This is a genomic window from Tenacibaculum sp. Bg11-29 (genome assembly GCF_002836595.1).
Classification (GTDB): domain Bacteria; phylum Bacteroidota; class Bacteroidia; order Flavobacteriales; family Flavobacteriaceae; genus Polaribacter.
Window position 1 is genome coordinate 2,429,707 of the sequence record NZ_PJBB01000003.1, and the last position, 26,848, is coordinate 2,456,554.

At 28.9% G+C, this 26,848-nt stretch carries 22 protein-coding genes; 15 read left to right on the forward strand and 7 right to left on the reverse strand.

Features of this window, described 5'->3' with window-relative positions; all coding sequences use genetic code 11:
- The first annotated feature begins 101 nt into the window (after positions 1 to 101).
- The 6 genes from CXF68_RS11065 to CXF68_RS11090 all read left to right on the forward strand — a co-directional run bounded on the left by CXF68_RS11065 (position 102) and on the right by CXF68_RS11090 (position 6,871).
- Positions 102 to 923, forward strand: a complete 822-nt coding sequence (locus tag CXF68_RS11065; RefSeq protein WP_101044652.1) for a hypothetical protein — start codon at positions 102 to 104, stop codon at positions 921 to 923.
- A 677-nt stretch (positions 924 to 1,600) separates the two neighbouring features.
- Positions 1,601 to 2,701 carry a hypothetical protein gene (locus CXF68_RS11070; protein WP_101044654.1) on the forward strand — a complete coding sequence of 367 codons (1,101 nt, stop codon included), beginning with the start codon at positions 1,601 to 1,603 and terminating at the stop codon, positions 2,699 to 2,701.
- Between the two features lie 770 nt (positions 2,702 to 3,471).
- Entirely contained in the window at positions 3,472 to 4,782 is a 1,311-nt protein-coding gene (locus CXF68_RS11075; RefSeq protein ID WP_101044656.1) for a sulfatase-like hydrolase/transferase, read from the forward strand.
- Between the two features lie 29 nt (positions 4,783 to 4,811).
- Positions 4,812 to 5,585 carry a YHYH protein gene (locus CXF68_RS11080; RefSeq protein WP_101044658.1) on the forward strand — a complete coding sequence of 258 codons (774 nt, stop codon included), beginning with the start codon at positions 4,812 to 4,814 and terminating at the stop codon, positions 5,583 to 5,585.
- Between the two features lie 4 nt (positions 5,586 to 5,589).
- Positions 5,590 to 6,198: a toxin-antitoxin system YwqK family antitoxin gene (locus CXF68_RS20840; protein ID WP_232771643.1), complete on the forward strand. Its 609-nt coding sequence runs from the start codon at positions 5,590 to 5,592 to the stop codon at positions 6,196 to 6,198.
- Positions 6,182 to 6,871: an SCO family protein gene (locus CXF68_RS11090; RefSeq protein WP_101044660.1), complete on the forward strand. Its 690-nt coding sequence runs from the start codon at positions 6,182 to 6,184 to the stop codon at positions 6,869 to 6,871. The genes CXF68_RS20840 and CXF68_RS11090 overlap by 17 nt, the downstream gene beginning before the upstream one ends.
- On the opposite strand, the gene murB is transcribed toward CXF68_RS11090, so the two are convergent.
- The gene (gene murB, locus CXF68_RS11095; RefSeq protein ID WP_101044662.1) at positions 6,868 to 7,875 is read right to left on the reverse strand and encodes a UDP-N-acetylmuramate dehydrogenase; all 1,008 of its coding nucleotides are present in this window, start codon (positions 7,873 to 7,875) and stop codon (positions 6,868 to 6,870) included. The two genes, CXF68_RS11090 and murB, sit on opposite strands and share 4 nt — an antisense overlap.
- A gap of 5 nt (positions 7,876 to 7,880) precedes the next feature.
- On the reverse strand, positions 7,881 to 9,071 hold the full coding sequence (locus tag CXF68_RS11100; RefSeq protein ID WP_101044663.1) for a pyridoxal phosphate-dependent aminotransferase: 1,191 nt from the start codon (positions 9,069 to 9,071) through the stop codon (positions 7,881 to 7,883).
- 161 nt (positions 9,072 to 9,232) lie between these two features.
- On the opposite strand from CXF68_RS11100, the gene CXF68_RS11105 reads away from it, so the two are divergent.
- On the forward strand, positions 9,233 to 10,567 hold the full coding sequence (locus CXF68_RS11105) for an aspartyl protease family protein (RefSeq protein ID WP_101044665.1): 1,335 nt from the start codon (positions 9,233 to 9,235) through the stop codon (positions 10,565 to 10,567).
- Positions 10,568 to 10,624: 57 nt separating this feature from the next.
- Here the strand turns inward: CXF68_RS11105 and CXF68_RS11110 are convergent, their stop codons facing one another.
- Positions 10,625 to 11,032, reverse strand: a complete 408-nt coding sequence (locus CXF68_RS11110) for a DUF1573 domain-containing protein (RefSeq protein ID WP_101044667.1) — start codon at positions 11,030 to 11,032, stop codon at positions 10,625 to 10,627.
- A gap of 184 nt (positions 11,033 to 11,216) precedes the next feature.
- Here CXF68_RS11110 and CXF68_RS11115 point away from each other — a divergent pair, with 184 nt between their 5' ends.
- Positions 11,217 to 13,856 (forward strand): valine--tRNA ligase, encoded by a 2,640-nt coding sequence (locus CXF68_RS11115; protein ID WP_101044669.1) that lies wholly within the window; start codon positions 11,217 to 11,219, stop codon positions 13,854 to 13,856.
- Positions 13,857 to 13,931: 75 nt separating this feature from the next.
- On the opposite strand, the gene CXF68_RS11120 is transcribed toward CXF68_RS11115, so the two are convergent.
- From CXF68_RS11120 to CXF68_RS11135, 4 genes are all read right to left on the reverse strand, one after another.
- A complete protein-coding gene (locus CXF68_RS11120) occupies positions 13,932 to 14,660 on the reverse strand; it encodes a head GIN domain-containing protein (protein WP_101044671.1) in 729 nt (242 codons plus the stop codon).
- Between the two features lie 91 nt (positions 14,661 to 14,751).
- Positions 14,752 to 15,825 carry a hypothetical protein gene (locus CXF68_RS11125; protein WP_101044673.1) on the reverse strand — a complete coding sequence of 358 codons (1,074 nt, stop codon included), beginning with the start codon at positions 15,823 to 15,825 and terminating at the stop codon, positions 14,752 to 14,754.
- Positions 15,812 to 16,342: a hypothetical protein gene (locus tag CXF68_RS11130; RefSeq protein ID WP_101044675.1), complete on the reverse strand. Its 531-nt coding sequence runs from the start codon at positions 16,340 to 16,342 to the stop codon at positions 15,812 to 15,814. Before CXF68_RS11130 ends, CXF68_RS11125 begins: the two co-directional genes overlap by 14 nt.
- Positions 16,332 to 16,895, reverse strand: a complete 564-nt coding sequence (locus CXF68_RS11135) for an RNA polymerase sigma factor (RefSeq protein ID WP_198553800.1) — start codon at positions 16,893 to 16,895, stop codon at positions 16,332 to 16,334. Before CXF68_RS11135 ends, CXF68_RS11130 begins: the two co-directional genes overlap by 11 nt.
- A 203-nt stretch (positions 16,896 to 17,098) precedes the next feature.
- Between CXF68_RS11135 and CXF68_RS11140 the strand changes: the two genes are divergently transcribed.
- The 7 genes from CXF68_RS11140 (at position 17,099) to CXF68_RS11170 (ending at position 26,768) form a co-directional block, all read left to right on the forward strand.
- Positions 17,099 to 17,956: a hydroxymethylglutaryl-CoA lyase gene (locus CXF68_RS11140; protein ID WP_101044677.1), complete on the forward strand. Its 858-nt coding sequence runs from the start codon at positions 17,099 to 17,101 to the stop codon at positions 17,954 to 17,956.
- Positions 17,957 to 17,959: 3 nt separating this feature from the next.
- Complete coding sequence (locus CXF68_RS11145; RefSeq protein ID WP_198553801.1) at positions 17,960 to 18,769, forward strand: putative zinc-binding metallopeptidase; 810 nt, start codon at positions 17,960 to 17,962, stop codon at positions 18,767 to 18,769.
- Positions 18,770 to 18,801: 32 nt separating this feature from the next.
- Positions 18,802 to 20,355 carry a bifunctional UDP-sugar hydrolase/5'-nucleotidase gene (locus CXF68_RS11150; RefSeq protein WP_101044681.1) on the forward strand — a complete coding sequence of 518 codons (1,554 nt, stop codon included), beginning with the start codon at positions 18,802 to 18,804 and terminating at the stop codon, positions 20,353 to 20,355.
- Between the two features lie 130 nt (positions 20,356 to 20,485).
- The gene (locus CXF68_RS11155) at positions 20,486 to 21,685 is read left to right on the forward strand and encodes a DUF4856 domain-containing protein (RefSeq protein WP_101044683.1); all 1,200 of its coding nucleotides are present in this window, start codon (positions 20,486 to 20,488) and stop codon (positions 21,683 to 21,685) included.
- Positions 21,686 to 21,781: 96 nt separating this feature from the next.
- Complete coding sequence (locus tag CXF68_RS11160) at positions 21,782 to 22,891, forward strand: imelysin family protein (protein WP_101044685.1); 1,110 nt, start codon at positions 21,782 to 21,784, stop codon at positions 22,889 to 22,891.
- A gap of 51 nt (positions 22,892 to 22,942) precedes the next feature.
- The gene (locus CXF68_RS11165; RefSeq protein WP_101044688.1) at positions 22,943 to 24,307 is read left to right on the forward strand and encodes an HTTM domain-containing protein; all 1,365 of its coding nucleotides are present in this window, start codon (positions 22,943 to 22,945) and stop codon (positions 24,305 to 24,307) included.
- A 4-nt stretch (positions 24,308 to 24,311) separates the two neighbouring features.
- A complete protein-coding gene (locus tag CXF68_RS11170) occupies positions 24,312 to 26,768 on the forward strand; it encodes a TonB-dependent receptor domain-containing protein (protein WP_101047478.1) in 2,457 nt (818 codons plus the stop codon).
- Positions 26,769 to 26,848 lie beyond the last annotated feature (80 nt).

Genomic DNA, 26,848 nt, shown 5'->3' on the forward strand with positions numbered 1-26,848 from the left:
GTGGAGTAGAAACTACTTTAATAAAGGACCCTTTCTGAGGGGAAATACAGAAGGCGAAAATCGAAAAGCCTTATGAGTAGGTAAATTAAAAAACTTAAATTATGTATGAATTTCTTATTGCGACAGGGAGATCTCACGATGCTTCTACAGATAAAACTGTTGAAATGGCTTTAGTTTACAATAATGCTGGAAATGAATATACCAGCGATTATTTTAAGCCTGGAGATTACTCTAATCGAAAGGATGCTTATGAGAATGGACAATTAGACATCTGCGCTAATATAGAAGTGAAAAAAGATGGCAAAAGTATAGATACTGATGATTTTATTGGGGTGAAAATAAAATTCTATGATAAAACTTGGGAACTTGACACAATATGGGTAACAAATCAAAATGGAGGAAGGTGTCGTTTCAATAAAGTAAATAAATTTTTTGGAACGGATTCAGGTATTGGAACTGAAGATAATCCGTTTAGAATAGATTTTGAGTTAGAAACATTGAGTGATACAGACCAAAATACAGATTCTTTTAAAATGGAAGTAACAACTGCTGATGGTGGTGGTACTGATGATAATGTTTACTACAAACTTTTTGATGATACAGGGCATGCTTCTAAGACATCTAGGGCTGATTTACCAGGGAATCAATATGAAGGAGGTGAAACAAATACAATACCTTCATTCGATACGTATTTTGGATTACTATCAAAAAACATAACACATATTTTAATCATAAAAGTAGGGAACGATAAGTGGGTACCAGAATATATCATAATTACTGAGATATTAGGAAGCAACTGTCAATTTAATGTAATTGATCACCTTCCGCCCGAAGGGTCTCTTGATACGAATCATAACTGGACAAGTGTTCCTGAAAAAATGTATGACACTAAGGTATCTAAGAAAAAAGAAGTGAAAATATAAACAATAAAAAGATATTTCTATTTTTAGAATGAGCTGGTAGTAATGCTCTTGATATGTGATATTTCTTAGTAGTTTCGAAAGATAGGAAGAATTGATATCATCAGTATTTATTACTACCAGCTTTTTTTAAGTTCTATACTACTTTGAGTGAATAGTTGAATTATTTTGAGTTTGGTTTCAGAGGTTTTTCTTGAAAATAGTGAATTGAGATAATTCAATGAAAGCTTATAAATAAGTACTTCTTTTTGGTTCAATATAGTTATCTTTTAATCAAATAACTCTATGGTATAATTAAGTTGCCTTTAAAAAAATGATTGTTTTTATATTGGTTATATTTCTCTATCATATTTTTTTTGTTTAATTTAACAACCAACTTAAAACCATGTATATACGTTAGCTAAAAACGAAAAATTAAATAATTTTAGAAACTAAAAAACGACTCTACTTCTCTTTAGAAGTAAACATAAAACACTCTCTGTTTTAGTGAGTAAAGTTTAACCCTTCAACTATAAAAAACCAAAGAAAAGTAATACAATTATTTTAGAAAATACGGTGCAAAAGATTGCTCGCATCTAGAAAACACAAAGATTAATATATTTAATTAAAAAAGGAGGATACGATAACTAAATGACATGTCATTAATTATCATATCCTAAATAAACAGGTTGTAAAAAATAATGAAAATTTTAATAATAAATAGTAAAGAACATTGGATAAATGGATGGATGACATCTCCTAAAAGTTTACAAATTGTTCTTAATACACTTCAAAAAATAGGATGTGAAGTAAAAACAATAGAAGTAGAAAAAATCCATGAATTAGAAGAAGTTTTAGAAAAAATAACTAAAGATACTTTAGTTTGGGCTAATGCTTATTGGGTTAATGGAGCAAATGGTAAGCAATATGCAATAAATGAACAACTAGAGAAATATGATGTACCTTTTCTTGGTTCCAATTTAAATACGTTGCTAAAACTTTTAGAAAAAGATACCTGTCAAAAAGTATTAAAAGAGTCGAATATTCCGATTCCTAACTACTTTATTATTGACCAAAATAATATAGAAAAAGCTCACGAATTGATTAATAATAGTATTCTTTCTTTTCCGTTAGTTATAAAGCCAGTTAAAGAATCTAGATCTCAGGGTATTACGAAAGTACACACAGCAGAAGAAGCGAATATTACAATTAAGAAAATTCATCATAATTACCCAGAAGGAAACATTATTATAGAAGAATTTTTACCTAATAATGATGTTACTTGTGGCTTTTTACGATTAGGTAATGAGATAATGCTATTACCTAGTTATAATGTTGTTAAAGGAATGGATTGTGTAACTGATATTTTTAGCGAAGATCATTATAAATTACCACCTTCTTATATGAGACAAGAAATGGTTAGCAACCCTAATATCCTTTCTCAATTGGAAAAATACGTACCAATAATCATAGATGCTCTAGGAATAGGAGCTGCTACTAGAGTTGATGCAAGATTAGATAAAAATGGAGTTCTTAAATTTTTTGATGTTAATGGTATGCCTGGGTTAAATTATCCTGCTTCGGCATTGATAAAACAATGCTTTATTCATTTCCCTGATTATTCAGAAGATTATTTATTTGAGTGCTTGATAAATACTATTGTTTTAGAAAACTTAAATAATTACAATATGCCTGTTCCTCCGCTTATGGAAACAAATCATCTTTTTAATTTAAAGAGTGAAACCATTATTAAGAGCACAACAGAATGTAAAAACATACGCATTCCAGAATTAATCAATTAAAATATATTACCGAAGTTATAAAAAAATGAATTCGGTGAAAAATATGCAGTTTATTATGGCAGATGAGTTTATGTTTTCGATTGATAAGGAAGCAGGGAAAGTGAAGATACTAAAAGTGTTTTAGCTTTTCAAAATGTAAATAATCTAAATAAAAATGAAGAAAATTACATATCTCTAGAAACTCGATAGTTGTTCCTTTTTTTATAAAACGACAAGGAAATACGGTAGTACTTAAAAAAAACATAGTGTTGCTGCTACTGTTTGTGTTCCTTGTGGGTTTCTATTATTTAGATAAGAATAATAAAAGTAAAGTAACTAAAATATATGAAGTTTTTAAAGAGTCTAAATAATGAACGTTTTTTTTTAGACCTAAAAACAATTCCGACATTAAATAATTTATTTAAAGAAAAGACTTTAATCGAAAAGTAGATTACAAATATTTTTTTAGGAGAATAAATGATAATTATACAATTTTTCTTTTCTTACTTATATAGATCTCATGAGTTTTAAAACTTATGAGGTCTTTATGAATACGCAAGGTTAGAAAACATTGCTCGATTTCTTTCTTAATTTTTAACTTAAAAAAAATAAGAAATGAATTCCTGAAGCTTTCATTAAACTAGCTTTTTAAATGTTGTTATTTTAAGATGAAATAATAAATAAATATATAAGAGCGGGCTCAATTAATTTTTATTCTGTTTTTTTTTGACAAATATTTAGCTTAAATTAAACCTTTTAGTCTTTTGAAGGTCTTAGTAAAAAGCAAAATTATGAAATCACTTATCTCTTGTTTAATTTTTATAATCTTATTCATTTCATGTAGTACAGATTCTGTAACAAAAACAGATACTGATGATTCAATTCCAATAAATAGTAAACCTAATATTTTATTAATAATAGCTGATGATATGGGGTTAGATGCAGCTCCAGGGTTTAATGTGGGAAGTGTAAAACCTACAATGCCAAATCTTCAAAACATGATTAACAATGGAGTTCGATTTAATAATTTATGGTCATATCCAACATGTACTCCAACAAGATCAAGTATTTTAACCGGTAAATATGGCTTTAGAACAAATGTGATGAAAGTAGATGATGTATTATCAACATCTGAGACATCTCTTCAGAAACACTTAGACAATAGTAATTCTGGTTATAATCATGCCGTTATTGGCAAATGGCATTTATCAAAAGACGCTTTACACCCAACACAAATGGGAGTAGGATATTATGCCGGTTTGTTAACAGGAGGTGTACAATCGTATACAAATTGGAATTTTACAGAGAACGGACAAACATCTAATTCTAGTGTATATACAACTACAAAATTTACAGATTTAGCTATAAATTGGATAGATAAACAAGAAAAACCATGGTTTTTGTGGCTGGCATATAACGCACCACATACTCCTTTTCATTTGCCTCCTGCAAGTTTACATACTCAATCATTAGGGGCTGATCAGGCTAGTATTGATGCAAATTCACAGCCTTATTATATGGCTATGTTAGAAGCTTTAGATACTGAAATGGGAAGATTATTAAGTTCAATGACTCAGGAAGAGAAAGATAATACTGTTATTATTTTTATTGGGGATAATGGTACACCTAATCAAGTAGTTCAAGAATATGCTAGTCAGCGAGCAAAAGGAAGTGTATATCAAGGAGGTGTAAATGTGCCAATGATTATATCTGGTAAAAATATAAATAGATTTAACGAATCGGATGATGCTTTATTAAATACAACTGATTTGTTTGCTACAATTTCTGATATAGCAGGTACTGGTACAACAGAAGTAAACGATAGTAAAAGTTTTAAAGAATTATTTACGGCAGCTAATTCTAATTTTAGAGAATATACTTATACCGAAATAGGTGAAGATAACGGAACTGTAAATTACACAATTAGAAATGCAACCCATAAGTATATTAAATTTTCAGATGGTACAGAAGCCTTGTATAATTTAAGTTTAAACTCTTTTGAAAACCCAAACTTATTAAACGCAAGTCAATTACCATTAAGTAATAGTGACGCTACTATAAAACAAGAACTAATAACAAAAGTGAGTAACTTAAGAGAATAAAGTAAACAGTAATTTTTAAAACGATATATATGAGAAAAATCCAATCAATTAAAATAATCGTATTGTTAATAACGATATCAAGTGTACTTTATGCTTGTGGTTCTAACGATACAGTAGAAGATTTAGGTGATAGTACTTCAGGAGTAACTAATTATGATATTACATCAATTTTATCGAAATTTGATGGCATAGCCGCTGTTTCGTATTCAGTTTCGGGTACTACAGTAACATTTACAACAACTGATTTGCCAAACCATAAAAGTCCGTATTGGGATGCCGGAAATGCATTGTATGAAGCTTACAACGGAACAAATGGTAGTTGGAATAAAAATCCAGGATCAATTGGAGAACAAAACATTACGTTTACAATGCCTTTAAATCCTAAAGAAGCTACAAATAAAGTAGCAACACCAATGGGACCAATTGGTATATCAAGAAATGGAGTAGTGTTTTTTAATCAATATGCAGCAGGAGGAGCCCCTTTAACAGGAGAGGTAAATTCTTTTGATCAGTATTTAGGACATCCTGCAGGTACACAATATCATTACCATATTAAACCTACTTTCTTAACGGGTACTTTTGGTGAAGATGCTTTTTTAGGTTTACTTTCAGACGGATTTCCTGTATATGGTTCTTTAGAAGATGGTAAAACAATTACAAATGATGATTTAGACGATTATCATGGTCATACTTCTGCAACGGTAGATTTTCCTAATGGAATATATCATTACCACATTACAAACGAAGATCCTTATTTAAATGGAAGCGGTTTTTATGGAACAGCAGGAAATGTAACAAGATAATTTTTTGAGAAATTCTATACTTTATACAATTACCATATTCGTTTTAGTTTCTTGTAATCTTAAAAACGAAAAGCAAGATGAAACTTCATTAATAAATGAGGTAACAATTCCGTTTATAAAAAAAAATATAAATAACACAGCTTTTAAACTTAAAAACGGAGTTTTACTTTTTGATGAAAAGCCTTATTCAGGAACCGTTGATGAATATTATTCAAAAGGAAAATTAAAATCGACAGCTACATATTATGAAGGAAAAAAACAAGGTGTTTTTAAAGGATGGTATATCAATGAAAATAAATGGTTCAAACGTTTTTATGAAAGTGGATTAAAGACAGGAGTTCATAAAGGTTGGTTTGATAACGGGAAACCAATGTTTGAGTATCATTTTAATACGAAAGGATTATATAATGGTAAAGTTACTGAATGGTATAAAAACGGAAATTTATTAAAAGAATTTCATTTTAAGGAAGGTAAGGAAGAAGGAAGCCAGAAAATGTGGCAGCTAAACGGAAAGATAAAAGCAAATTTTGTAACCAAAAAAGGTGAACGATTTGGATTGATAGGATTAAAGAAATGTTATACAGTACATACCAAAAATGAAGAATTTAAATAAACAGTTAGGTAGGTGTGAACGAAAAGAAGTAATCTTTACATTACTTGTTTTAATGCTAGTTTTTGCTTCTTGTAAAAGAGGAAGTAAAGTAAATAAAGAAACAACATTACCTTTTTTTAACTCGGCAGAATTTACACCAGAATGGATTGCTAAAGGTTCATCTGAATATAATTATATACATACAGTTCCTGATTTTAATTTGATAAATCAAGAAGGAAAAACAATAACAAAGCAGTATTACAAGGATAAAATTTATGTTACAGATTTTTTCTTTGCAACTTGCCCAGGTATTTGTCCTATTCTTGAAAAAAACATGAGTAAACTTCAAGAAAAATTTAAGAATGATTCAAATGTTTTATTATTATCACATACTGTTATGCCTGTAAAAGATTCTGTCTCAGTTTTAAAAAAATATGCTTTAGATAATGAGATTGTATCTGGTAAATGGAATTTAGTAACTGGAGACAAAAAACAGATTTATAACTTAGCAAGAAAAGGGTATTTTGCTGACGAAGATTTCGGGAAAACACAAGACGAAGATGCTTTTATTCATACCGAAAATTTTATATTGGTTGATAAAAAAGGAAGAATAAGAGGTGTTTATAACGGAACCCTAGCGTTAGAAACGAAGAGATTAATACGTCATATTGAAATTTTGAAAAAAGAAGGTTAAATTACGTTTACTTCAATTTCTAAAACAATATTAAAAGTGTTTAAAATTGTTTTTTGTATTTTTTTAGCCAATTCATAAATTTCTTTACCAGTTGCTTCTCCATAATTAACAAGAACTAGCGCTTGTTTTTCATGTACTCCGTAATTACCAAAACGTTTACCTTTAAATCCGCATTGTTCAATTAACCACCCAGCAGGTACTTTAATTTCTGACTCAGAAACAATATAACTAGGTATTGTTGGAAATTCTTTTTGAATTTTTTCGAAATCTGTTTTTGAAATTACAGGGTTTTTAAAAAAACTCCCGCTATTACCAATTTTTTTAGGATCGGGTAATTTACTTTGACGAATTGTTATTATAGCGTCAGAAATATTTTTTACTGTTGGTTTTGTAATGTTATTTAAGGTTAATTCAGATTCAATAGCACCATAAGAAAAATTAAGATCATGCTCTTTTTTAGTTAGTTTAAAACTTACAGAAGTAATAATATAGTTACCTTTTTCTGTAGTTTTAAAGATAGAATTTCTGTAACCAAATTTACATTCGGCATTAGAAAAAGTTACTAATTTACCAGTGTTAATATCGATAGCTTCAACACGGTTAATGGTATCTTTTACTTCAACTCCATAGGCACCAATATTCTGAATAGGACAGGTACCAACATTTCCAGGTATAAGAGATAAGTTTTCAATACCTCCATAATTTTCAGAAACACACCATAATACAAATTCATGCCAGTTTTCTCCAGCATTTACAGTAATGTATATATCATTATCATTTTCTCTATCAATAGAAATTCCTTTTAAATTTAGATGAACAACAAGTTTTTCAATATTCTTTGTTAATAGCATATTACTACCACCAGAAATTAAAAAAATGTCTTTTTCTGTTTTTAAAAGTTGTTGTAAACCGTAAAGCGAGTCAATAGAAACAAAACGTTTAGCATTAATATTAATGCCAAACGTATTGTATTCTTTTAATGATATATTTTCTTTAATATTCAAAAGAATTATTTATTATATTGTTCTAAAGCGATTTTTAAAATTTCTACAGAACGTATTAAATCCGTTTTATTTAAAACATACGCCATACGAATTTGGTTTTTACCTTCACCTTTAGTTGAGTAAAATCCGCTAGCAGGAGCTACCATAATCGTTTCATTATTATGATTGAACTTTTCTAAAATCCATTGCGCAAAATCATCAGCATCAGCTAAAGGTAATTCAGCAACACAATAAAAAGCTCCTTTTGGGTTTGCAACTTTTACACCTTCAATTTTTTGTAGTTCTGAAACTAATGTATTTCTACGACCTTCATATTCTTCAATTACTTCGTCAAAATAACTTTGAGGAGTGTCTAAAGCAGCCTCACTTGCTAATAAAGCATATGTAGGCGGACTTAAACGTGCTTGCGCAAATTTAATAGCAGTATTTATAAATTCTTGATTTTTAGACACGATACAACCAATTCTAGCACCACACATACTGTAACGTTTAGAAACAGAATCTATCATAATCGCATTTTGATCTAAACCTTCTAAACTCATTACCGAATTGTGCTTTTCACCATCGTAAGTAAATTCACGATAAACTTCATCAGCAATTAAAAATAAATCATGTTTTAAGACAATTTGTTTTAGTTTTTCAATTTCTTCAGCGCTGTATAAGTAACCTGTTGGGTTTCCAGGGTTACAAATTAAAATAGCTTTAGTTTTAGAAGTGATTAATTTTTCAAATTCTTCAATAGCAGGTAAAGCAAAATTATCTTCTATTTTAGAAATTACAGGAACTACTTTTACACCTGAAGCAGTTGAAAAACCATTATAGTTTGCATAAAAAGGTTCAGGAATAATAATTTCATCACCTGGATCAGTAATACTACCAATAGTAAATAGTAAAGCTTCAGAGCCACCAGTTGTTGCTATAATATTATTTGCATTAACCTTAATGTCGTTTTTAGCGTAGTAGTTAGCTAATTTAGTTCTGTATTCTTCAGAACCTTCAGAACGAGCATAAGATAATACCTTAATAGCATTGTTTTTAACAGCATCAAGAGCAACTTGAGGTGTGTTAATATCTGGTTGACCAATATTTAAATGAAAAACTTTTGTTCCATTTTTTTTAGCAGCCTCAGCAAAAGGTACCAATTTTCTTATTGGTGATTGAGGCATTGAGTTTCCTTTGATAGAAATAGCTGGCATTGTATAATATAATTAGTTGTTTGATTGGCAAATTTGCGAAATTTTTTCGAGAAAAGGAATTTGTTTTACATGTAAATTAGAGGTTAAAAAAATCATAAAAAACAAAAAAAATGGATTGAAGATTGTATATTTAAGATTAACAATCTAAAACACACTCTCATTTGAAAAGACTCATACTTTACATTTTTGTTTTATTATTATATACTTCGGTTTTATCACAAGGAAAATTTCAGTTTTATGGAAAAAATACTGATAAACAAGAGGTCTCTTTTAAACTGATAAATAATTTAATAATAATTCCTTTAGAGGTTAATGGTCATAAATTATCTTTTATTTTAGATACGGGTGTTAATAAAACGATTTTATTCAACGGTATAGATAGCGATAGTATCAGTTTAAATAATGTTAATAAATTTTTTGTTAGGGGGTTAGGTAGTGGTGAACCTATTGAGGTTTTGTCTTCAAAAGGAAATAGTTTTAGAGTTAAAAACATTTTAAGCTCAAATCAAGAACTGTATGTTGTTTTAAGAGATTCTTTTAATTTATCAGCAAAAATGGGAACCACTATCCACGGTATTATTGGTTATGATTTATTAAAAGATGTTATTGTTAAGATAAATTATAATAGAAAAAGCGTTGTTTTCTATAATCCTAAAACCTATAAAGTGCAAAAGTGTAGAAAATGTGAAACTTTTCCATTACAATTTTATAAAAACAAACCTTATATAGATGTTGAAGCTAGAATTGATACTATAAATAATGTAACTATACCTGTAAAATTATTGATAGACTCAGGAGGAAGCGATGCTATGTGGTTATTTGAAGGGACAAAAAAAAATATAAAAACTCCAATAAAACATTTTAGAGACGTTTTAGGAGAAGGAATGAGTGGAACTATTTATGGGAATAGGAGTAAGATACCTTATTTATCTTTGGGGAAGTTTTTAATAGAAAAACCAACAGTTTCTTTTTTAGATACAATATCAACACTTAATGCTCGTCAATTTAAAGAAAGAAATGGTAGTATAGGCGGCAATATTTTAAATAGATTTAAAGTTTGGGTTGATTATCCTAATAAAAAAATTACTTTAAAAAAGAATGCTTCCTTAAAAAAGGGTTTTTTTTATAACATGAGTGGATTACATATTATTTATGATGGCAAGGAATTGGTTAAAGAGGTCATAAGAAAGAAAACGGAAGATACGTATGGTGGAGAAAATAAGGAAGGGGATATTATTTCATTTATAAATTATTATCAATATAAATTTAAGCCAAAATATAAGATAAATGTAGTTGTAGAAGGTTCTCCTGCATATAAAGCGGGTATTTTAAAAGGAGATATTATAATGTCTATTAACGGACAAAAATCTTATGAGTATACATTAGAAGAAATAATGTTTTTATTTCAAACAAAACCTAATAGAAAAATCAAACTTAAAGTTAAGAGAGGTTTTGTTTATCTAAAATTTGAATTTAAATTAGAAAAAAGAATATAAAAAAAAGCGTCAATTAATTAATTGACGCTTTTTTTTATGTTTAAGTGTTTTTAGTAATTACTCACTATCATTCACCATAGTTTTTGCTTTCGCAGGAACAGCATCCTTAGAAATAAAACCTTTAATTTTAAGCATTGTTCTAGATTTCTTAGCATTTGAAATTACTGTAATTGCTTTAGAGAATCCTCCTGGTCTTTTTGTATCATAAGATACTTCAATTTCTCCTTTTTGACCTGGCATAATTGGTGCTTCAGGTTTTTTTGGAACTGTACATCCACAAGTAGATTTAATATCTTTAATAATTAAAGGTGCATCACCTATATTGGTAAATTCAAACACACGTTTTCCTTCAGAACCAATAGCTACTTTTCCATAGTCAATAGTTTCCGTTTCAAATTTAAATTCTTGTGCGTTTATTGTTAATGTAATAAAACAAACTGCGATAAATGATAAAATTGTTTTCATAATTGATAAAGTTAATTTAGGGGCTTAGACCGTTACAAATTTAGTATTATTTTTTTAGTTCCAAAAAAATCAACATCTTATTTTCTGAACATCAGAGATAATTGTATTTTTGCTTATTCAATTTCAAAAACAATGCCAAAAAGCACGAAGCTTAATTATTTGGTTATAAAGATATAAAAAACAGATGAATATTCCATCAAAATATAATTCTAAAGAAGTAGAAGGGAAGTGGTATGATTACTGGATGAAACATAATTACTTTCATTCAGAAGTAGACGAAAGAGAGCCATATACAATTGTAATACCTCCACCAAACGTTACGGGAGTATTACATATGGGGCATATGTTAAATATTACGATTCAAGATGTATTAATTCGTCGTGCACGTTTACAAGGTAAAAATGCTTGTTGGGTTCCTGGTACAGATCACGCATCTATTGCTACAGAAGCAAAAGTTGTAGCAAAGTTAAAAGAACAAGGAATTGATAAAAACGATTTAACTCGTGAAGAATTTTTGGCGCATGCTTGGGAATGGAAAAATGAGTATGGTGGAATTATTTTAGATCAATTAAAAAAGTTAGGAGCTTCTTGTGATTGGGAGCGTACTTCTTTTACAATGGATCCTGCATTGTCTGAATCTGTAATAAAGGTGTTTGTTGATTTATATAATAAAGGATTAATTTACCGTGGATATAGAATGGTAAATTGGGACCCTGAAGCTAAAACAACGCTTTCTGATGAAGAAGTTATTCATGTTGAAAAACAAGGAAACCTTTATTATTTAGAATATAAAATTGAAGGGTCAGAAGATAAATTAACCATTGCAACTACGCGTCCTGAAACTATTTTTGGTGATACAGCAATCTGTATTAACCCAAATGACGAACGTTTTACACATTTAAAAGGAAAGAAAGCAATCGTACCATTAAGTAATCGTGTGATTCCTATTATTGAAGATGAATATGTTGATGTTGAGTTTGGAACAGGTTGTTTAAAAGTAACTCCTGCACACGATGAAAACGATAAAGTTCTTGGAGATAAACACAAATTAGAAGTAATTGATATTTTTAATGACGATGCTTCTTTAAATTCTTTCGGATTACATTATCAAGGAAAAGATCGTTTTGTAGCTCGTAAAGAAGTTGTTCAAGAATTAGAAGAGAAAGGGATTTTAGTGAAAACTGAAGTTCATATGAATAAAGTAGGGACTTCAGAAAGAACTAAAGCAGTAATAGAACCAAGATTGTCAGATCAATGGTTTTTAAAAATGGAAGATTTAGCAAAACCTGCTATTGAAGCTGTTTTAGGTGAAAATAGTGAGGTAACTTTATATCCTAAAAAATTCGAAAATACGTACCGTCATTGGATGGAAAACATCCGTGATTGGAATATTTCTCGTCAATTATGGTGGGGACAACAAATTCCTGCTTATTTCTATGGTGATGGAAAAGAAGATTTTGTAGTTGCTGAAAGTATCGAAGAAGCGATTGTTTTAGCAAAAGAACGAACAAGAAAAGCTGATTTAGTAGCATCTGACTTAAGACAAGATGAAGATGCGCTAGATACTTGGTTTTCTTCTTGGTTATGGCCAATGAGTGTTTTTGACGGAATTAATAATCCTGAGAACGAAGAAATTAAATATTATTATCCAACAAACGATTTAGTTACTGGACCAGATATTTTATTTTTCTGGGTAGCACGTATGATTGTTGCTGGCTATGAATATAAAGATGAACGCCCGTTTGAAAATGTTTACTTAACAGGTTTGGTTCGTGATAAGCAACGTAGAAAAATGTCTAAATCATTAGGTAACTCACCTGATGCTTTAAAACTGATTGAAGAGTATGGAGCTGATGGTGTAAGAGTTGGTTTATTATTAAGTTCTGCTGCGGGTAATGATTTAATGTTTGATGAAGATTTATGTCAGCAAGGAAAAGGATTTTCAAATAAAATTTGGAATACTTTCCGTTTAATAAAAGGCTGGGAAATAGATGCTAATTTAGAGCAGCCTGAAACTGCAAAAATAGGACTAGCATGGTATGAGTCTAAATTTCAAAAGGCGTTAGTAGAAATAGAAGATCATTTTTCTAAATATCGTTTATCTGACGCTTTAATGGCTATTTATAAATTAATTACTGATGATTTTTCTTCATGGTTATTAGAAATCGTAAAACCAGGGTATCAACAACCAATTGACGCTAAGACATATGCAGAAGTAATACAAGTTTTAGAAAATAACTTGAAAGTATTACATCCATTTATGCCATTTTTATCAGAAGAAATTTGGCAGCACATTACAGAAAGAACATCAGAAGAGGCATTAGTAATTGCTTTATATCCTAAAGTAACAGCTATTAATGAAGAGTTAATAACTAATTTTGATTTTGCTACTGAAGTTGTTTCAGGAATAAGAACAATTAGAAAAAATAAAAATATTTCGTTTAAAGAAGCAATAGAATTATCTGTTGTAAATAGCGAAAAGTACACTACAGGTTTTGATTTAATAATTAAAAAATTAACAAACACTTCAGTTGTTAATTATGTAACAGAAAAGGTTGAAGGAGCTGCTTCTTTTAGAGTAAAATCAAATGAATACTTTGTACCAATTTCATTAGATAGTATTGATGTAGAAGCTGAAATAATAAAATTAAAAGCAGAATTAAAACGAGCGGAAGGTTTCTTGTTTGGAGTTCAAAAGAAATTATCTAACGAACGTTTTGTTAGTAATGCCCCTGAGCAAGTAATTACTATTGAGCGTAAAAAAGAATCAGATTCATTAGCAAAAATAGAAACGATTAAAGCGAGTTTAGCAAGTTTAAGTTAAAACTCTTTTAGTTCTAAGAAAAAAAGCCAGTTAAGTATTATACTTAACTGGCTTTTTTTGTAAATTATTCTTTTATTAGTTTTTATCAATTACATCTCCAGAACCTATTGAATTAGTATCTATATGTTTAGGAGTTCCTTTATAATAAACACTTCCAGAGCCTACAACACTTGCTTTTATTTTAGTACTTACAGTTGTTTCTACGCTTCCAGAGCCCGCAATACTAGCTTTTAAAGTTTCAGTATCTAAATCATATGCTTTTATATTCCCAGATCCTGCTATAGAGCATTTAAAATTACTTGTATTTCCTTTTAATTTTATGTTTCCAGAGCCACCAATTGAAGCTTTTATAGTATTGGTGTCAATATTTGCATTGATGCTTCCAGAGCCACCTATACTAATAGATATTTCATCCGATTTAATTATTTTTTGTACATGTACATCACCAGAACCACCTAAAGAAATAGCATTAATACTTTCAAAAGGAATTGTAACAATTAAACGTTTAGTTGTTCTAATGTTAGTGTTTTCTTTAAACTGAACTTTTAATTTTCCGTTTTTTACTGTTGTTTCAATATAAGGAAGTAAGTTTTCTTCTCCTTTAAGAGTAATCTTACCTTCAGTTCCTGCTATTAAATTAACATCAAACGAACCACCAACGCTAACCTTATCAAATTTATTTATTGATCTAGTTTTTGTGATAACCTTCCCATTTCCTCTAACTTTTTTACCTCCCCACCAGCTTTGCGCATTTAAAGTAAGAGAAATAAAAATTATTAAGGTTGTTATAAATTGTTTTTTCATTTTGTTTGTTTTAAAGTTAGTATTGGCTGTGTTAGTGTTTTATATATGAATTTATAGAGTGTGATTTTATTGCAGGCTATAAACAAGGTTTTTAATCGTTTAATTTAAGCGAAACTCCTCCGTATCTAGATTTTATCATTATAGTTGAATTAATATTCGCGTTACCAAAAGAACCTTCATAGTATTTTTTTGTGTTCTTTTTAATGCTTTTAGTGAATTCTACTTTATTTTCAGGGTAATTAAAACTAGCGTACCCTAAATCAATATTAAATTTAAAAGCGTTATCACTACTAGTACCTAATTTAATACTAGCATAACTTCCATCAATGGTAACATTTTCAAAATCTTTTGTTATGTTTTGAACTTTAATACTTCCAAAATCAGTATTAATTTTAAGTTTTTTTCTTAATGTACCTATTCTTATACTAGTATAATCAGAACTTCCTGATATATTTTTAGCCTCATTTATAGAGATACTACCATAATCGCAACTAAATTTTACGCTATTAGTATTGCCAAGTTTTACGGTTGAGTAGTCGGCATTAATGCTAAGTGATTTTGATTCTTTTATTTGTAGTTTAGAATAATCGATATTTAAACTACCAGATTTTATGAAATTAATTTCAGAATCTCCACAGTAATTTAAGTTTATTGTATTTGAGTCATTTAGTAATTGATCTATTTCAATATTTCCGTAATCACAATTTAAACTAGCCTTACCACTAAGTCTATCTAATTCAATAGCACCGTATTTATTGTGTAAATCAGCATTATTGGTTATCGGCATTTTTATAAAATAATTAATTTTATAATTGATGTTACTAGAACCCCACCATGACCAACTAGATTTTGAGCTTTCTATTTTGGTACGAGCTTCGACTAAGCTTTCTGAAGCTTCAAAAAGAACATTAATTGAATTTAATTTCCGATCAATATTTGTTAAATCATTTCCTTTTACAATAATTTTAACTTCAATTTCAATACGATTTTCATTCCATGTTGTTACATTAACCTTACCATATTTATTATTAATATATAAGGTAGCATTTTCATTTACAGAAAAACTTTTACTTATTGTTTTACTTTTTTCATGTTTCTTTTTATCGTTTGCTACCATAATAGTTGGTATTAATATAAAAAAGAATAAGAGTTTATATAATTTCATCATCTAATATTTCTAATTTTGTTGGGTTTTTTTGTCGCTCTAATTGTAATAAGAGCCTTTCTAAAACGGTTAGCCTTTGTTGGTAATTACCAATCATTTTTTGAATGACTTGACGTTTGTTTTCATTTTTTGTTAACTCGCTAATAAGTGCTTTATAATGGTCTTCTAGTTCTTCAATTTTCTCTAAAGAATCTTCAATTATTTTTTCAGTTTCTATATTCCGATACTGTTCTATTTCTTTTAATTCTTGGTTAATGGTTGAAACAAAAAAACTTTGAGTTTCAGCCATTTTTGGTGAAATATCGGCTAAATCATAATTGTTATTCTGTTGGTAACTACCAAGATAAAATCCTAAGACAAGCACAATTGAAGCAGCAATACTCATCCAAAATATTGTTGGTTTATGCTGTTTTTTTTGTTGTTGAAGTTTTCTTTGAAATCGATTTGAATGACCTGAATGCGGCTCGTATATATCAAAATTGTTTTCATTAAAAAACTCTTTTAGTTTATCTTCCATATACTTGTGTGTTTTTTTTGTTAGCAAGTAATACTTGTTTTAATTTTTTCTTAGCTCTAGAAATAGTTGTGCGTACATTTTCGTTTGTGTAATTTAATATTTGAGATATCTCTTCGTAATCATAGCCTTCTATTAAGTTTAAAGTTAAAATAACTCGATAATTTTCTTTTAAATTAAGTAAACTACTCATTACCTCTTTTACCGTTAAAGAACTATAATTTACAGTTGTCTCTTCTTCAGGGTTAGGAATAATTTCCATTTTCACTTCGTTATAACGATTATTTTTCTTTAATTGTGTAATACTTTTGTTGATTACAATTCTTTTTAACCAAGCGCCAAAAGTAACATCTCCTTTAAAAGTATTTAACTTAGTAAAAGCAGTTAAAAAAGCTTCTTGAATTAAATCTTCAGCTTCAAATTCATCTTTTAAAATGCGATAAGCAGTATTATACATTGCTTTATAATAGTCATTATACACTTGCATTTGTGCATTACTATCATTTTTTTTACAGCGTTCTATTAGTTGGTTGATATGCGTTGTTTTAGATTCCAAAGAGAATGATTCTATCTATGTTATAGACAATTTAACTTTTGAGTTGTGACAGTTTATTTCATAAAAATAAATATTTATTACAATAAAGAGTTAGTGAAAAGAGTAATAATCTTTTGTTAAGTTAAAATATATTTACAATAGCTTTAACATTCTGAAGAAAAACAAAATAAATAAAACGAATCAAAATTTGTATATTTGGCATAATGATTGACAGTATAAAAATTATAGAATGCCCTCGTGATGCGATGCAGGGAATTAAAAGTCATTTTATCTCTACAGAAGCGAAGGCAAAGTATATAAATTCTTTGTTAAAGGTAGGATTTGATACTATAGATTTTGGAAGTTTTGTATCACCAAAGGCAATTCCACAAATGAGAGATACAGCTGAGGTGTTATCAAAGTTAGATTTATCTACAACAAGAAGCAAATTGTTAGCAATTGTAGCTAATGTTAGAGGAGCTAATGATGCGTCTCAATTCGAAGAGATAAACTATCTAGGATATCCTTTTTCGATATCTGAAAACTTTCAAATGCGTAATACGCATAAAACAATAGCGCAATCTATTGATACGCTAAAAGAAGTATTGGCGATAGCTAATAGAACCAATAAAGAAGTAGTAGCGTATTTATCAATGGGATTTGGAAATCCTTACGGAGATCCTTGGAACGTCGAGATAGTTGGAGAATGGACAGAAAAATTGTCGAATTTAGGTGTAAAAATCTTATCTTTATCAGATACGGTTGGTAGTTCAACTCCTGAAGATATAGATTATTTGTTTTCTAACTTAATACTAAGTTACCCTCAAATAGAGTTTGGAGCACATTTGCATACGACTCCTGCAAAATGGTTTGAGAAAGTAGATAGTGCTTTTAAAGCTGGTTGTCGTCGTTTTGATGGTGCTATTAAAGGCTATGGAGGGTGCCCGATGGCAAAAGATGAATTAACAGGTAATATGCCTACTGAAAAATTAATATCCTATTTTACTACTCAAAAAATAGAAACAAATATAAAACCAATGAGTTTTGAAAGTGCTTATAATAAGGCATTAGACGTATTTTAACATATGATGAAATTTAAAATTTTTACTCTTTTTTTATTCTTTTCTGTCTTTTGTCAATCTCAGGTTGATATAAGGATAGGAGTATGGCAGATTCAAAATGGAGCTTTAATTAAAAATGGATCTAATAAAAATGACTTAGCTAATGATTATTGGGAAGAGTTTTATAGGATATTTCCTAAAGAGTTAACAAGGAAATATATTAAAAGAATCCTTTTAATGACTGATGGTGTAGATGAAAAAACAGGAGCACTTATTTCATTAAATTCAAGGAATGATAAATGGATGTTAGAGATTGATGTTAGAGATGTGAACCTTAAAACTAGGGATAAAAAAAGATTGCATGAATCTATTTATACAATGGTTCATGAATTCGGACATTTATTAACGCTAAACAAAACCCAGATAAGACCAACAAAGAAAAATTTGCAAGGAGAAGGAGAGTCATATTTAACTTTAGAAGGAGAAGCTTATAAGAAAAGTTATATAAATAAATTTGTTAATTTATTTTGGAAAGGAGCTTTATTAGATAGTTGGGATGTTATACAAAGGGATTATTGTTATACAGAAGCAAATTGTGTAAAGAAGAAACATGATTTGTTATATATGAATAATGATACTGAGTTTATTACCGATTATGCGGTGGAAAGCCCAGAAGAAGACATTGTTGAAAGTTGGACAGCATTTGTTTTAAGACCAAAAATTAGAAATCCTAAAACAATTGCAGAAAAAAAAATGAATTTCTTTTATCAATTTCCTGAACTGGTAGCATACCGAAAAGAAATTAGGAAAAATACACGTAAATATCTTCACTAATTTTTTTTATTTCTTATATTAAAAAGAACACAATGAGCCATTTTAAATTATTATTTATAGCGGTAACGACTGCTTTAATTTTTAGCTGTAATTTTAAAAAAAGCACAGAAAAGACTTCAGAACCTGTATATAGTTTTAAAAAAGAAGCAGGTAAAACATATTTTAATATACTTCAATTAAATGATGTTTATGAAATTGCGCCAATTCAAGGAGGACAGTTTGGAGGAATGGCAAGAGTTGAAACTGTACATCAAAACTTATTAAAAGAAGAAAAAAATACAATGCTTGTTTTAGCAGGAGACTTTTTAAATCCGTCTTTAATAGGTACTATGAAAATAGATGGAGATAGGGTTAGAGGTAAACAAATGATTGAAGTTATGAATGCAATGAATTTCGATCTTGTAGCTTTTGGTAATCATGAGTTTGATTTGAGTTACTCTAGTTTGCAAAAAAGATTAAATGAAAGTAAATTTAATTGGATTTCAGCAAACACTTTTCACAACAAAGCAGGGAAGCATGAATATTTTCATAAAGTAATCAATGAAAAAAAAGAATATTTAAAAGATTCATATATCAGAGAGTTTAATAATGCTGATGGTACAAAATTAAAAGTAGGTTTTATAAGTGCATGTATTCCTTCAAACCCTCGGAGTTATGTGTATTATAGAGATATTTATGAAGAAATTAAAAAATCATATAATGAAGTTAAAGATAAGGTAGATATTGTTATAGGCTTAACGCACTTAACGTTTAATCAAGATAAAAAAGTTGCTGAATTATTACCAAATGTTCCTTTGATAATGGGGGGACACGAGCATGCTAATAGTTATGATAGTATAGGGAATGTAGTTATAGCAAAAGCTGATGCGAATGCTAAGACAGCTTATATTCATCGTTTTGAGTATAATCCAATTACAAAAAAAGTAAAATTAAAATCAGAATTAAAGGAGATTAATGACAAGATTGCTACAAATAAAAAAGTAGGAGCAATTGTTGATAAATGGCAAAAGAAGTTAAAAATACAAATACAAGATATTGTATCAAACCCTTATGAAGTAATATATAAGACAACAATTCCATTAGAAGCTAGAGAAACTCAGATTAGAAGTGTTCAAACCAATATGGGAAAAATTATTACAAAAGCTATGAGTTTGGCTTATGATAATAAAGTTGATTGTGCCTTAGTGAATGGAGGTTCTGTTCGTATTGACGATGTTTTAGAAGGAGATGTTAATATTGTAGACATCTTTAGAGTTTTACCATATGGTGGAGCAATTTTAAAAGTTGATATCAAAGGAAATTTACTTAAAGAGGTTTTAGATTATGGTTATAACGCTGCCGGTACTGGTGCTTATTTACAACGTTATAATGTTAGTAAAAAAAGTGATGAATGGTTTATAAATAATAAAGTAATAAATGATAATAAAATTTATAAAGTAGCTTTTTCAGATTACTTACTAAGAGGATTAGATATTCCTATGTTATCAGACAAAAACCCCAATATACTTACTATATATAAGCCAGATACATCTGATTTAAGTTATGATATTAGACGTGCTGTTATTAGTTATTTAAAAACATTATAGCACATTATAGATTATTTTATAATGTAATAAAATAGCTTATCTTTATTTAAAATAAATCCAAATAAAATTTGATAGATTAGATTTGTTACATAGATTTGCATAAAATTTATTAAAATTAAATCTAAATAAAATGAAGAAAGTTGTTTTTTCAATATTAGCTATTTCAGCTTTAGTATTTACATCTTGTTCTAGTGATGGAGATACTCCAATTAATAACGTTACTGCGCCAACAACATATAAGTTTGAAAGAAACGGAAACTCTTCGGTTAGTTTTTCAGGGCAAACAACGCGTATTAAAATGGCAACAGAGTTAACATCTGCATTAAAAGATGTAACTAAAACTGAAGTTGCGTTAAATGAAATGTTTGCACATACTGCGGGTAATGCAGATTTTTCTGATGCAGATTTAAATACTTCAAGTAAAAGTGTACGTAGTAAAGTTGCAGCATCTGTTGATTTTTTTGCTGCTAATACTACCGATGCAAATGCAATTAAGGCAAAATTTGATTCTTGGATAACAGAACAAGTAGCTGTTGTATATCCAAACTGGGCTTTTAATGCAGTTGCAGGAACAGCAGGGAAGTTAGAACAGAATAGTGGTACAGCAAGATACATTAATGGTAAAGGAGTAGAATTAAATCAGATTTTTGCAAAAGGTTTAATAGGTGCTTTAATGGCTGATCAAATGTTAAATAACTATTTAAGTTTAGCAGTTTTAGATGCAGGTACAAATATAACAGATAATAATGCAGGTACTGTTGCTACAGGTAAAGACTACACTACAATGGAGCATAAATGGGATGAGGCTTATGGGTACTTGTATGGTACTGAAGTTAATCCAGAAGTTCCAGTTTTGGGTGCAGACAGTTTTTTAAATAAATATTTAGGAAAAGTTGAAGCAGATTCAGATTTTGCAGGTGTTGCAAAAAGTGTTTATGATGCATTTAAGTTAGGTAGAGCAGCAATTGTAGCTAAAGATTATACATTACGTGATAAACAAGCAGAAATTATACGTGAAAAAATATCAGAAGTAATAGCAATTAGAACAGTTCATTATTTACAAGCAGGTAAAACCTTATTAGCTACTGATAAAGCAGCAGCTTTTCATGATCTTTCAGAAGGTTTAGGATTTCTATATAGTTTACAATTTACACGTAAATCTAATAGTGCAAGCTCATATTTTACAAAAGTTGAGATTGATGGATATTTAAGTGATTTATTAGGTACAGGTAACGGATTGTGGGAAGCTTCTACCGTGGCTACATTAGATGCTGTTTCTAGTAAAATAGCAGCTAAGTTTAATTTTGTAGTAGCAGAAACTGTAAACTAATTTTTAAAAAATATATTTTATTAAAAAGTAGCTGTCTTAAACAGCTACTTTTTTTATATTTGCATACTTTATTTAGAATAAATAGAAATAACAATTATGAAGAAAATAATTTTAATTTTAGTTGTTGCTATAACGGTTTACGCTTGTAGCAGTTCTAATTCAGATAATCCAGCTCCAAAAGATAATTTTGATAGAAAAGCAATGTTAACACACATGGCTGATGATATTATTATACCTGCTTTTAAAGAGTTTAATGATAAGTTAATTGTTTTAAAAGAAAAAACTGCAATTTATAATAGTACACCAAGCATCGTTACTTTACAAGATGTTCGTGCTTCTTATAATGAAGCATATAAAGCTTGGCAACATGTAGCTATGTTTAATATAGGTAAGGCGGAAGAATTACAATTTGTAAATTATTTTAATATTTTTCCTACAAACGTTACTCAAGTTGAAACGAACATAATGAGTGGTACATACGATTTAGCACATACTAATTCAAAAGACGAAATAGGATTTCCTGCGTTAGATTATTTATTTTATGGAATTGCAGTAGGTGATACAGCAATCGTAGCAAAATATACAGGAGTAGATGCAGTAAAATATAAAAAATACCTTACAGATGTTGTAACTAAAATGAGTGAGGTTACGACTCTTGTAGTTAGTGATTGGAATGGGGCCTTTAGAGATTCTTTTGTAAATAATTCAGGGAATTCAGGAACAGCTTCAGTTAATAAAATAGTAAATGACTATGTTTTTCATTATGAAAAAGGTATTAGAAGTAATAAATTTGGTATTCCAGTAGGTAGTTTCTCAGGAGGAACAACTTTTCCTGAAAAAGTTGAAGCTTTTTACCAACAGAATTTATCAAAAGAATTGGCTTTAGAAGCATTAAATGCATCACAGAGCTTTTTTAAAGGTAAGAATTTTGGAGCATCAAATGTTGAGAAATTAGGATTTAATGCATATTTAATAGCTTTAGATAGAAGTGATTTAGCAACATTAATTAACAGTCAATTTGATAATTCGAGAACGCAAATTAATACGCTAGGTGATAACTTTACTGAACAAATTACAAACAATAATGTAGTAATGACAAAAGCATTTGATAAGTTGCAAAAAAATATTATATCTTTAAAAGTAGGTATGATGCAAGCATTTGGTATAAGCTTAGATGCGGGCTATGTAGATAATGATGGAGATTAATAAAAGATAAAAAATAAAAGCTGTCCTATTTGGGGCAGCTTTTTATAATTAATGACCAAAGAAAAATATATAAAGAATCAAACAAATGCCGCTCCTCTAGCGGTTTTTCGTATTTTATTTGGTATAATGATGCTTGCCAGCATTATTAGATTTTGGTATCACGGGTGGATAGAAAAATTATACTTAGAACCTAAGTTTCACTTTACATATTATGGTTTTGAATGGGTACAACCAATAGGAACGTATACATACCTACTTTTTATTTTATGCGGTTTATCAGCAATATTTATAACGATAGGTTACAAATATAGATTGGCAATTATTTTTTTCTTTTTAAGTTTCACTTACATTGAGTTAATGGATAAAACAACTTATTTAAACCATTATTATTTTATAAGTTTATTAAGTTTTTTATTAATTTTTTTACCTGCAAATAAGTATTTTTCAGTAGACAGTTTTCTTTTAAAAAAAGAATTTAAAAATATTCCAAAATGGACAATCGATAGTATAAAGCTCTTATTAGTAATTGTTTATTTTTATGCAGGATTGGCAAAGTTAAATTCCGATTGGTTATTTAGAGCAATGCCATTAAAAATATGGTTACCATCAAAGTATGATATACCGTTTATAGGAAATAACGTAATGCAACAAGAATGGTTTCATTACGTAATGAGTTGGAATGGAGCGTTATATGATTTAAGTATTCCTTTTTTATTATTATGGAAAAGAACACGCTTGTTGGCTTTTACATTAGTTGTATTTTTTCATGTATTTACTCGAATTTTATTTCCTATCGGAATGTTTCCGTTTATAATGATAATAGCAACACTCATTTTCTTTGAGGGTACATTTCACGAGAAAATAATCAATAACATAAAACGTGTTTTTAGATTACCCATAGAAAAAATACAAAGTATTGCTAATTACCAGTATTCAAATACAAAAAGAAAAACTATTACTGTAATAGTTGGTGTGTTTTTAATAATTCAACTTTTAATGCCTTGGCGATACTTATTATATCCTGGTGAGTTATTTTGGACAGAGGAAGGATATCGGTTTTCTTGGCGTGTAATGTTAATGGAAAAAGCAGGTTATGCAAGTTTTAAAATAGTAGATGGTAAAACAGGAAAGTTTTTTTATGTTGATAATACCGATTTTTTAACAACGTATCAAGAAAAACAAATGAGTTTTCAGCCCGATTTTATTTTAGAATATGCACATTATTTAGGGGATCATTTTAAAAGAGACGGACATAAAAATATAGAAGTATATGTAGAGAGTTTTGTAGCATTAAATGGACGTTTAAGTGAATCGTATATAAATTCAAATATTGATTTATATCAACAAAAGGAAGGTTTTAAACATAAAAAATGGATATTACCTTTTACCAATAAAATTAAAATTAATGGACTTTAAAAATATGTTCAAATACAAGTGTAAGTACTCTAAATTTAATGAGAGTATATTAAAAATTTTAGCAATCGTATTTTTGCTGTTTTCTACAACAATTTACGCGCAACATAAAGTATCTGGAGTTATAACTTCAGAAAAAAATGTGCCTTTAAATAAAGTTAATATTTATGCAAAATCAGGGAAATTACTTGCGGTAACAAATTCAAAAGGATTATACCAATACACTACAGATAAACAAAAATTTATTGTGGTTTTTTATGCGAATGAATTTCAGTTAAAAGAACAGGAAATAGTTGTAAATAAAAGCCTTATTTTAAATATAAAGCTACAATCTTTTACTGAAGAACTAACTGAAATAGTAATAAAAGCACAACGAAGAAAGGTGTTTGAATTAACACGTTTAAAAGATGTAGAACAAACTGCTATATTTGCGGGTAAAAAAAATGAAGTAGTTTTGGTAAGTGAAACTTCGGCTGCTTTAGCATCAAATAATGCACGTCAAATTTATAGCCAAGTTGTGGGGTTAAATATTTTTCAAAACGACGATGCAGGTTTACAATTAAATATTGGTGGTCGTGGTTTAGACCCTAACAGAACCTCTAATTTTAATACCCGTCAAAACGGTTACGATATTAGCGCAGATGTATTAGGGTATCCTGAGAGTTATTATACGCCTCCGGCAGAAGCATTAGAGAAAATTCAAATTGTTCGTGGTGCTGCTTCATTACAATATGGTACACAGTTTGGAGGTTTGGTAAACTTTGTTATGAAGAAACCAAATGCTAATAAACCTTTAGAAATTATTACTAGAAATACTTTAGGAAGTAATAATTTATTTACCAATTTTACGAGCGTAAGCGGTACAAAAAATAAGTTTAGTTACTTTGCTTATTATAATTATAAACAAGGAGATGGGTTTCGTCCAAACTCTGAATTTCACGCTAAAAATGCCTTTGCACATTTAGGATATGAATTTAACAATAGTACTAAATTAGAAGCTGAAGTTACCTATTTAACATATCTCGCGCATCAAGGTGGTGGTTTAACAGACGCTATGTTTAATGAAAATCCATTACAAAGTAATAGAACTAGAAATTGGTTTGAAATAGATTGGTTGTTATATAATTTAAAATTATCACATAAATTTTCAGAGAATACCAATTTTACATTTAATTTATTTGGTTTAGATGCTGCTAGAAAGGCAATTGGTTATAGAACAAATCGTGTAGATCAAGAAGATGATAATAATGAACGTGATTTAATTACAGGTGATTTTAAAAATTTTGGATTTGAAACTCGTTTATTAAGTAAGTATACAGTTTTTAATAAAAAAGCTACTTTTTTAATAGGAACAAAATTTTATAAAGCTGAAAACACCTCTATACAAGGGCCTGGAACTAATGGAACTGATGCAAGTTTTTCTTCAGCTTTAGCTAGTTATCCGGATTATAAAAATCAATCTAATTATAAAAATCCGAATTTGAATATTGCTGTTTTTGGGGAAAACATATTCTATTTAAACGATAAATTTTCAATAACCCCAGGTTTTAGGTTTGAATATATAAAAACCGAAAGTGATGGTTTTTATAAAAAAATTAATAGAGATGGGGCTGGTAATGTTATTTTAAATGAAACAGACTATAGTAATGAAAGTAATCAACGTACTTTTTTATTGTTAGGCATAGGGGCTAGTTATAAACCAAATAGTAATTTGGAATTTTATGGAAATATATCTCAGAATTACCGTTCTGTAACATTTTCAGATTTGAATATAGTAAACCAATCTTTTAGTATAAATCCGTTAATTGGTGATGAAAAAGGATATACTTCTGATTTTGGAATGCGAGGAAATTACAAGCGTTTAATATCTTATGATCTAGGTGTTTTTGGGCTGTTTTATAATGATAGAATCGGTGTAATATCAAAAGGATTACCAGATGGGAGGGCTGTTTTAGAAAGAGGAAACGTCGGTAAAGCTCGTATTTTAGGTGTTGAGAGTTTGTTTGATTTTAATTTGAAAAAAATACTAGATATTAATAATGATTTTAGTTTTAATTATTTTGTTAACGCTTCGTTTATTAAATCGAAATATACTGAATCTCAGATCAATGGGGTTAAGGGCAATCAAGTAGAGTTTGTACCAGATTTTAATTTAAAAACAGGAGTAAAGTTTGGTTATAAAAACTTTTTAACCAGTTTTCAATATACATATTTAGGAGAGCAATTTACAGATGCCTCAAACTCTGTTATTTCTGGGTTTAGTGCTATTAATGGAGTGATTCCATCATATAACGTATTAGACTTTTCTACATCTTATAAATACAAAATGTTTAAGATAGAAGCAGGTGTAAATAATTTACTTGACGAGAAGTATTTTACACGTAGAGCAACTGGTTACCCAGGACCTGGAATTATACCTTCATCTTCAAGAAATTGGTATGTAACATTAGAATTTAAAATATAAATTTCATTTATTTTTATTCTAAATAGAGCAGTGTATTTATAGTAAATACAAAATTTTAATTTTAACAAAATTATTTTAGA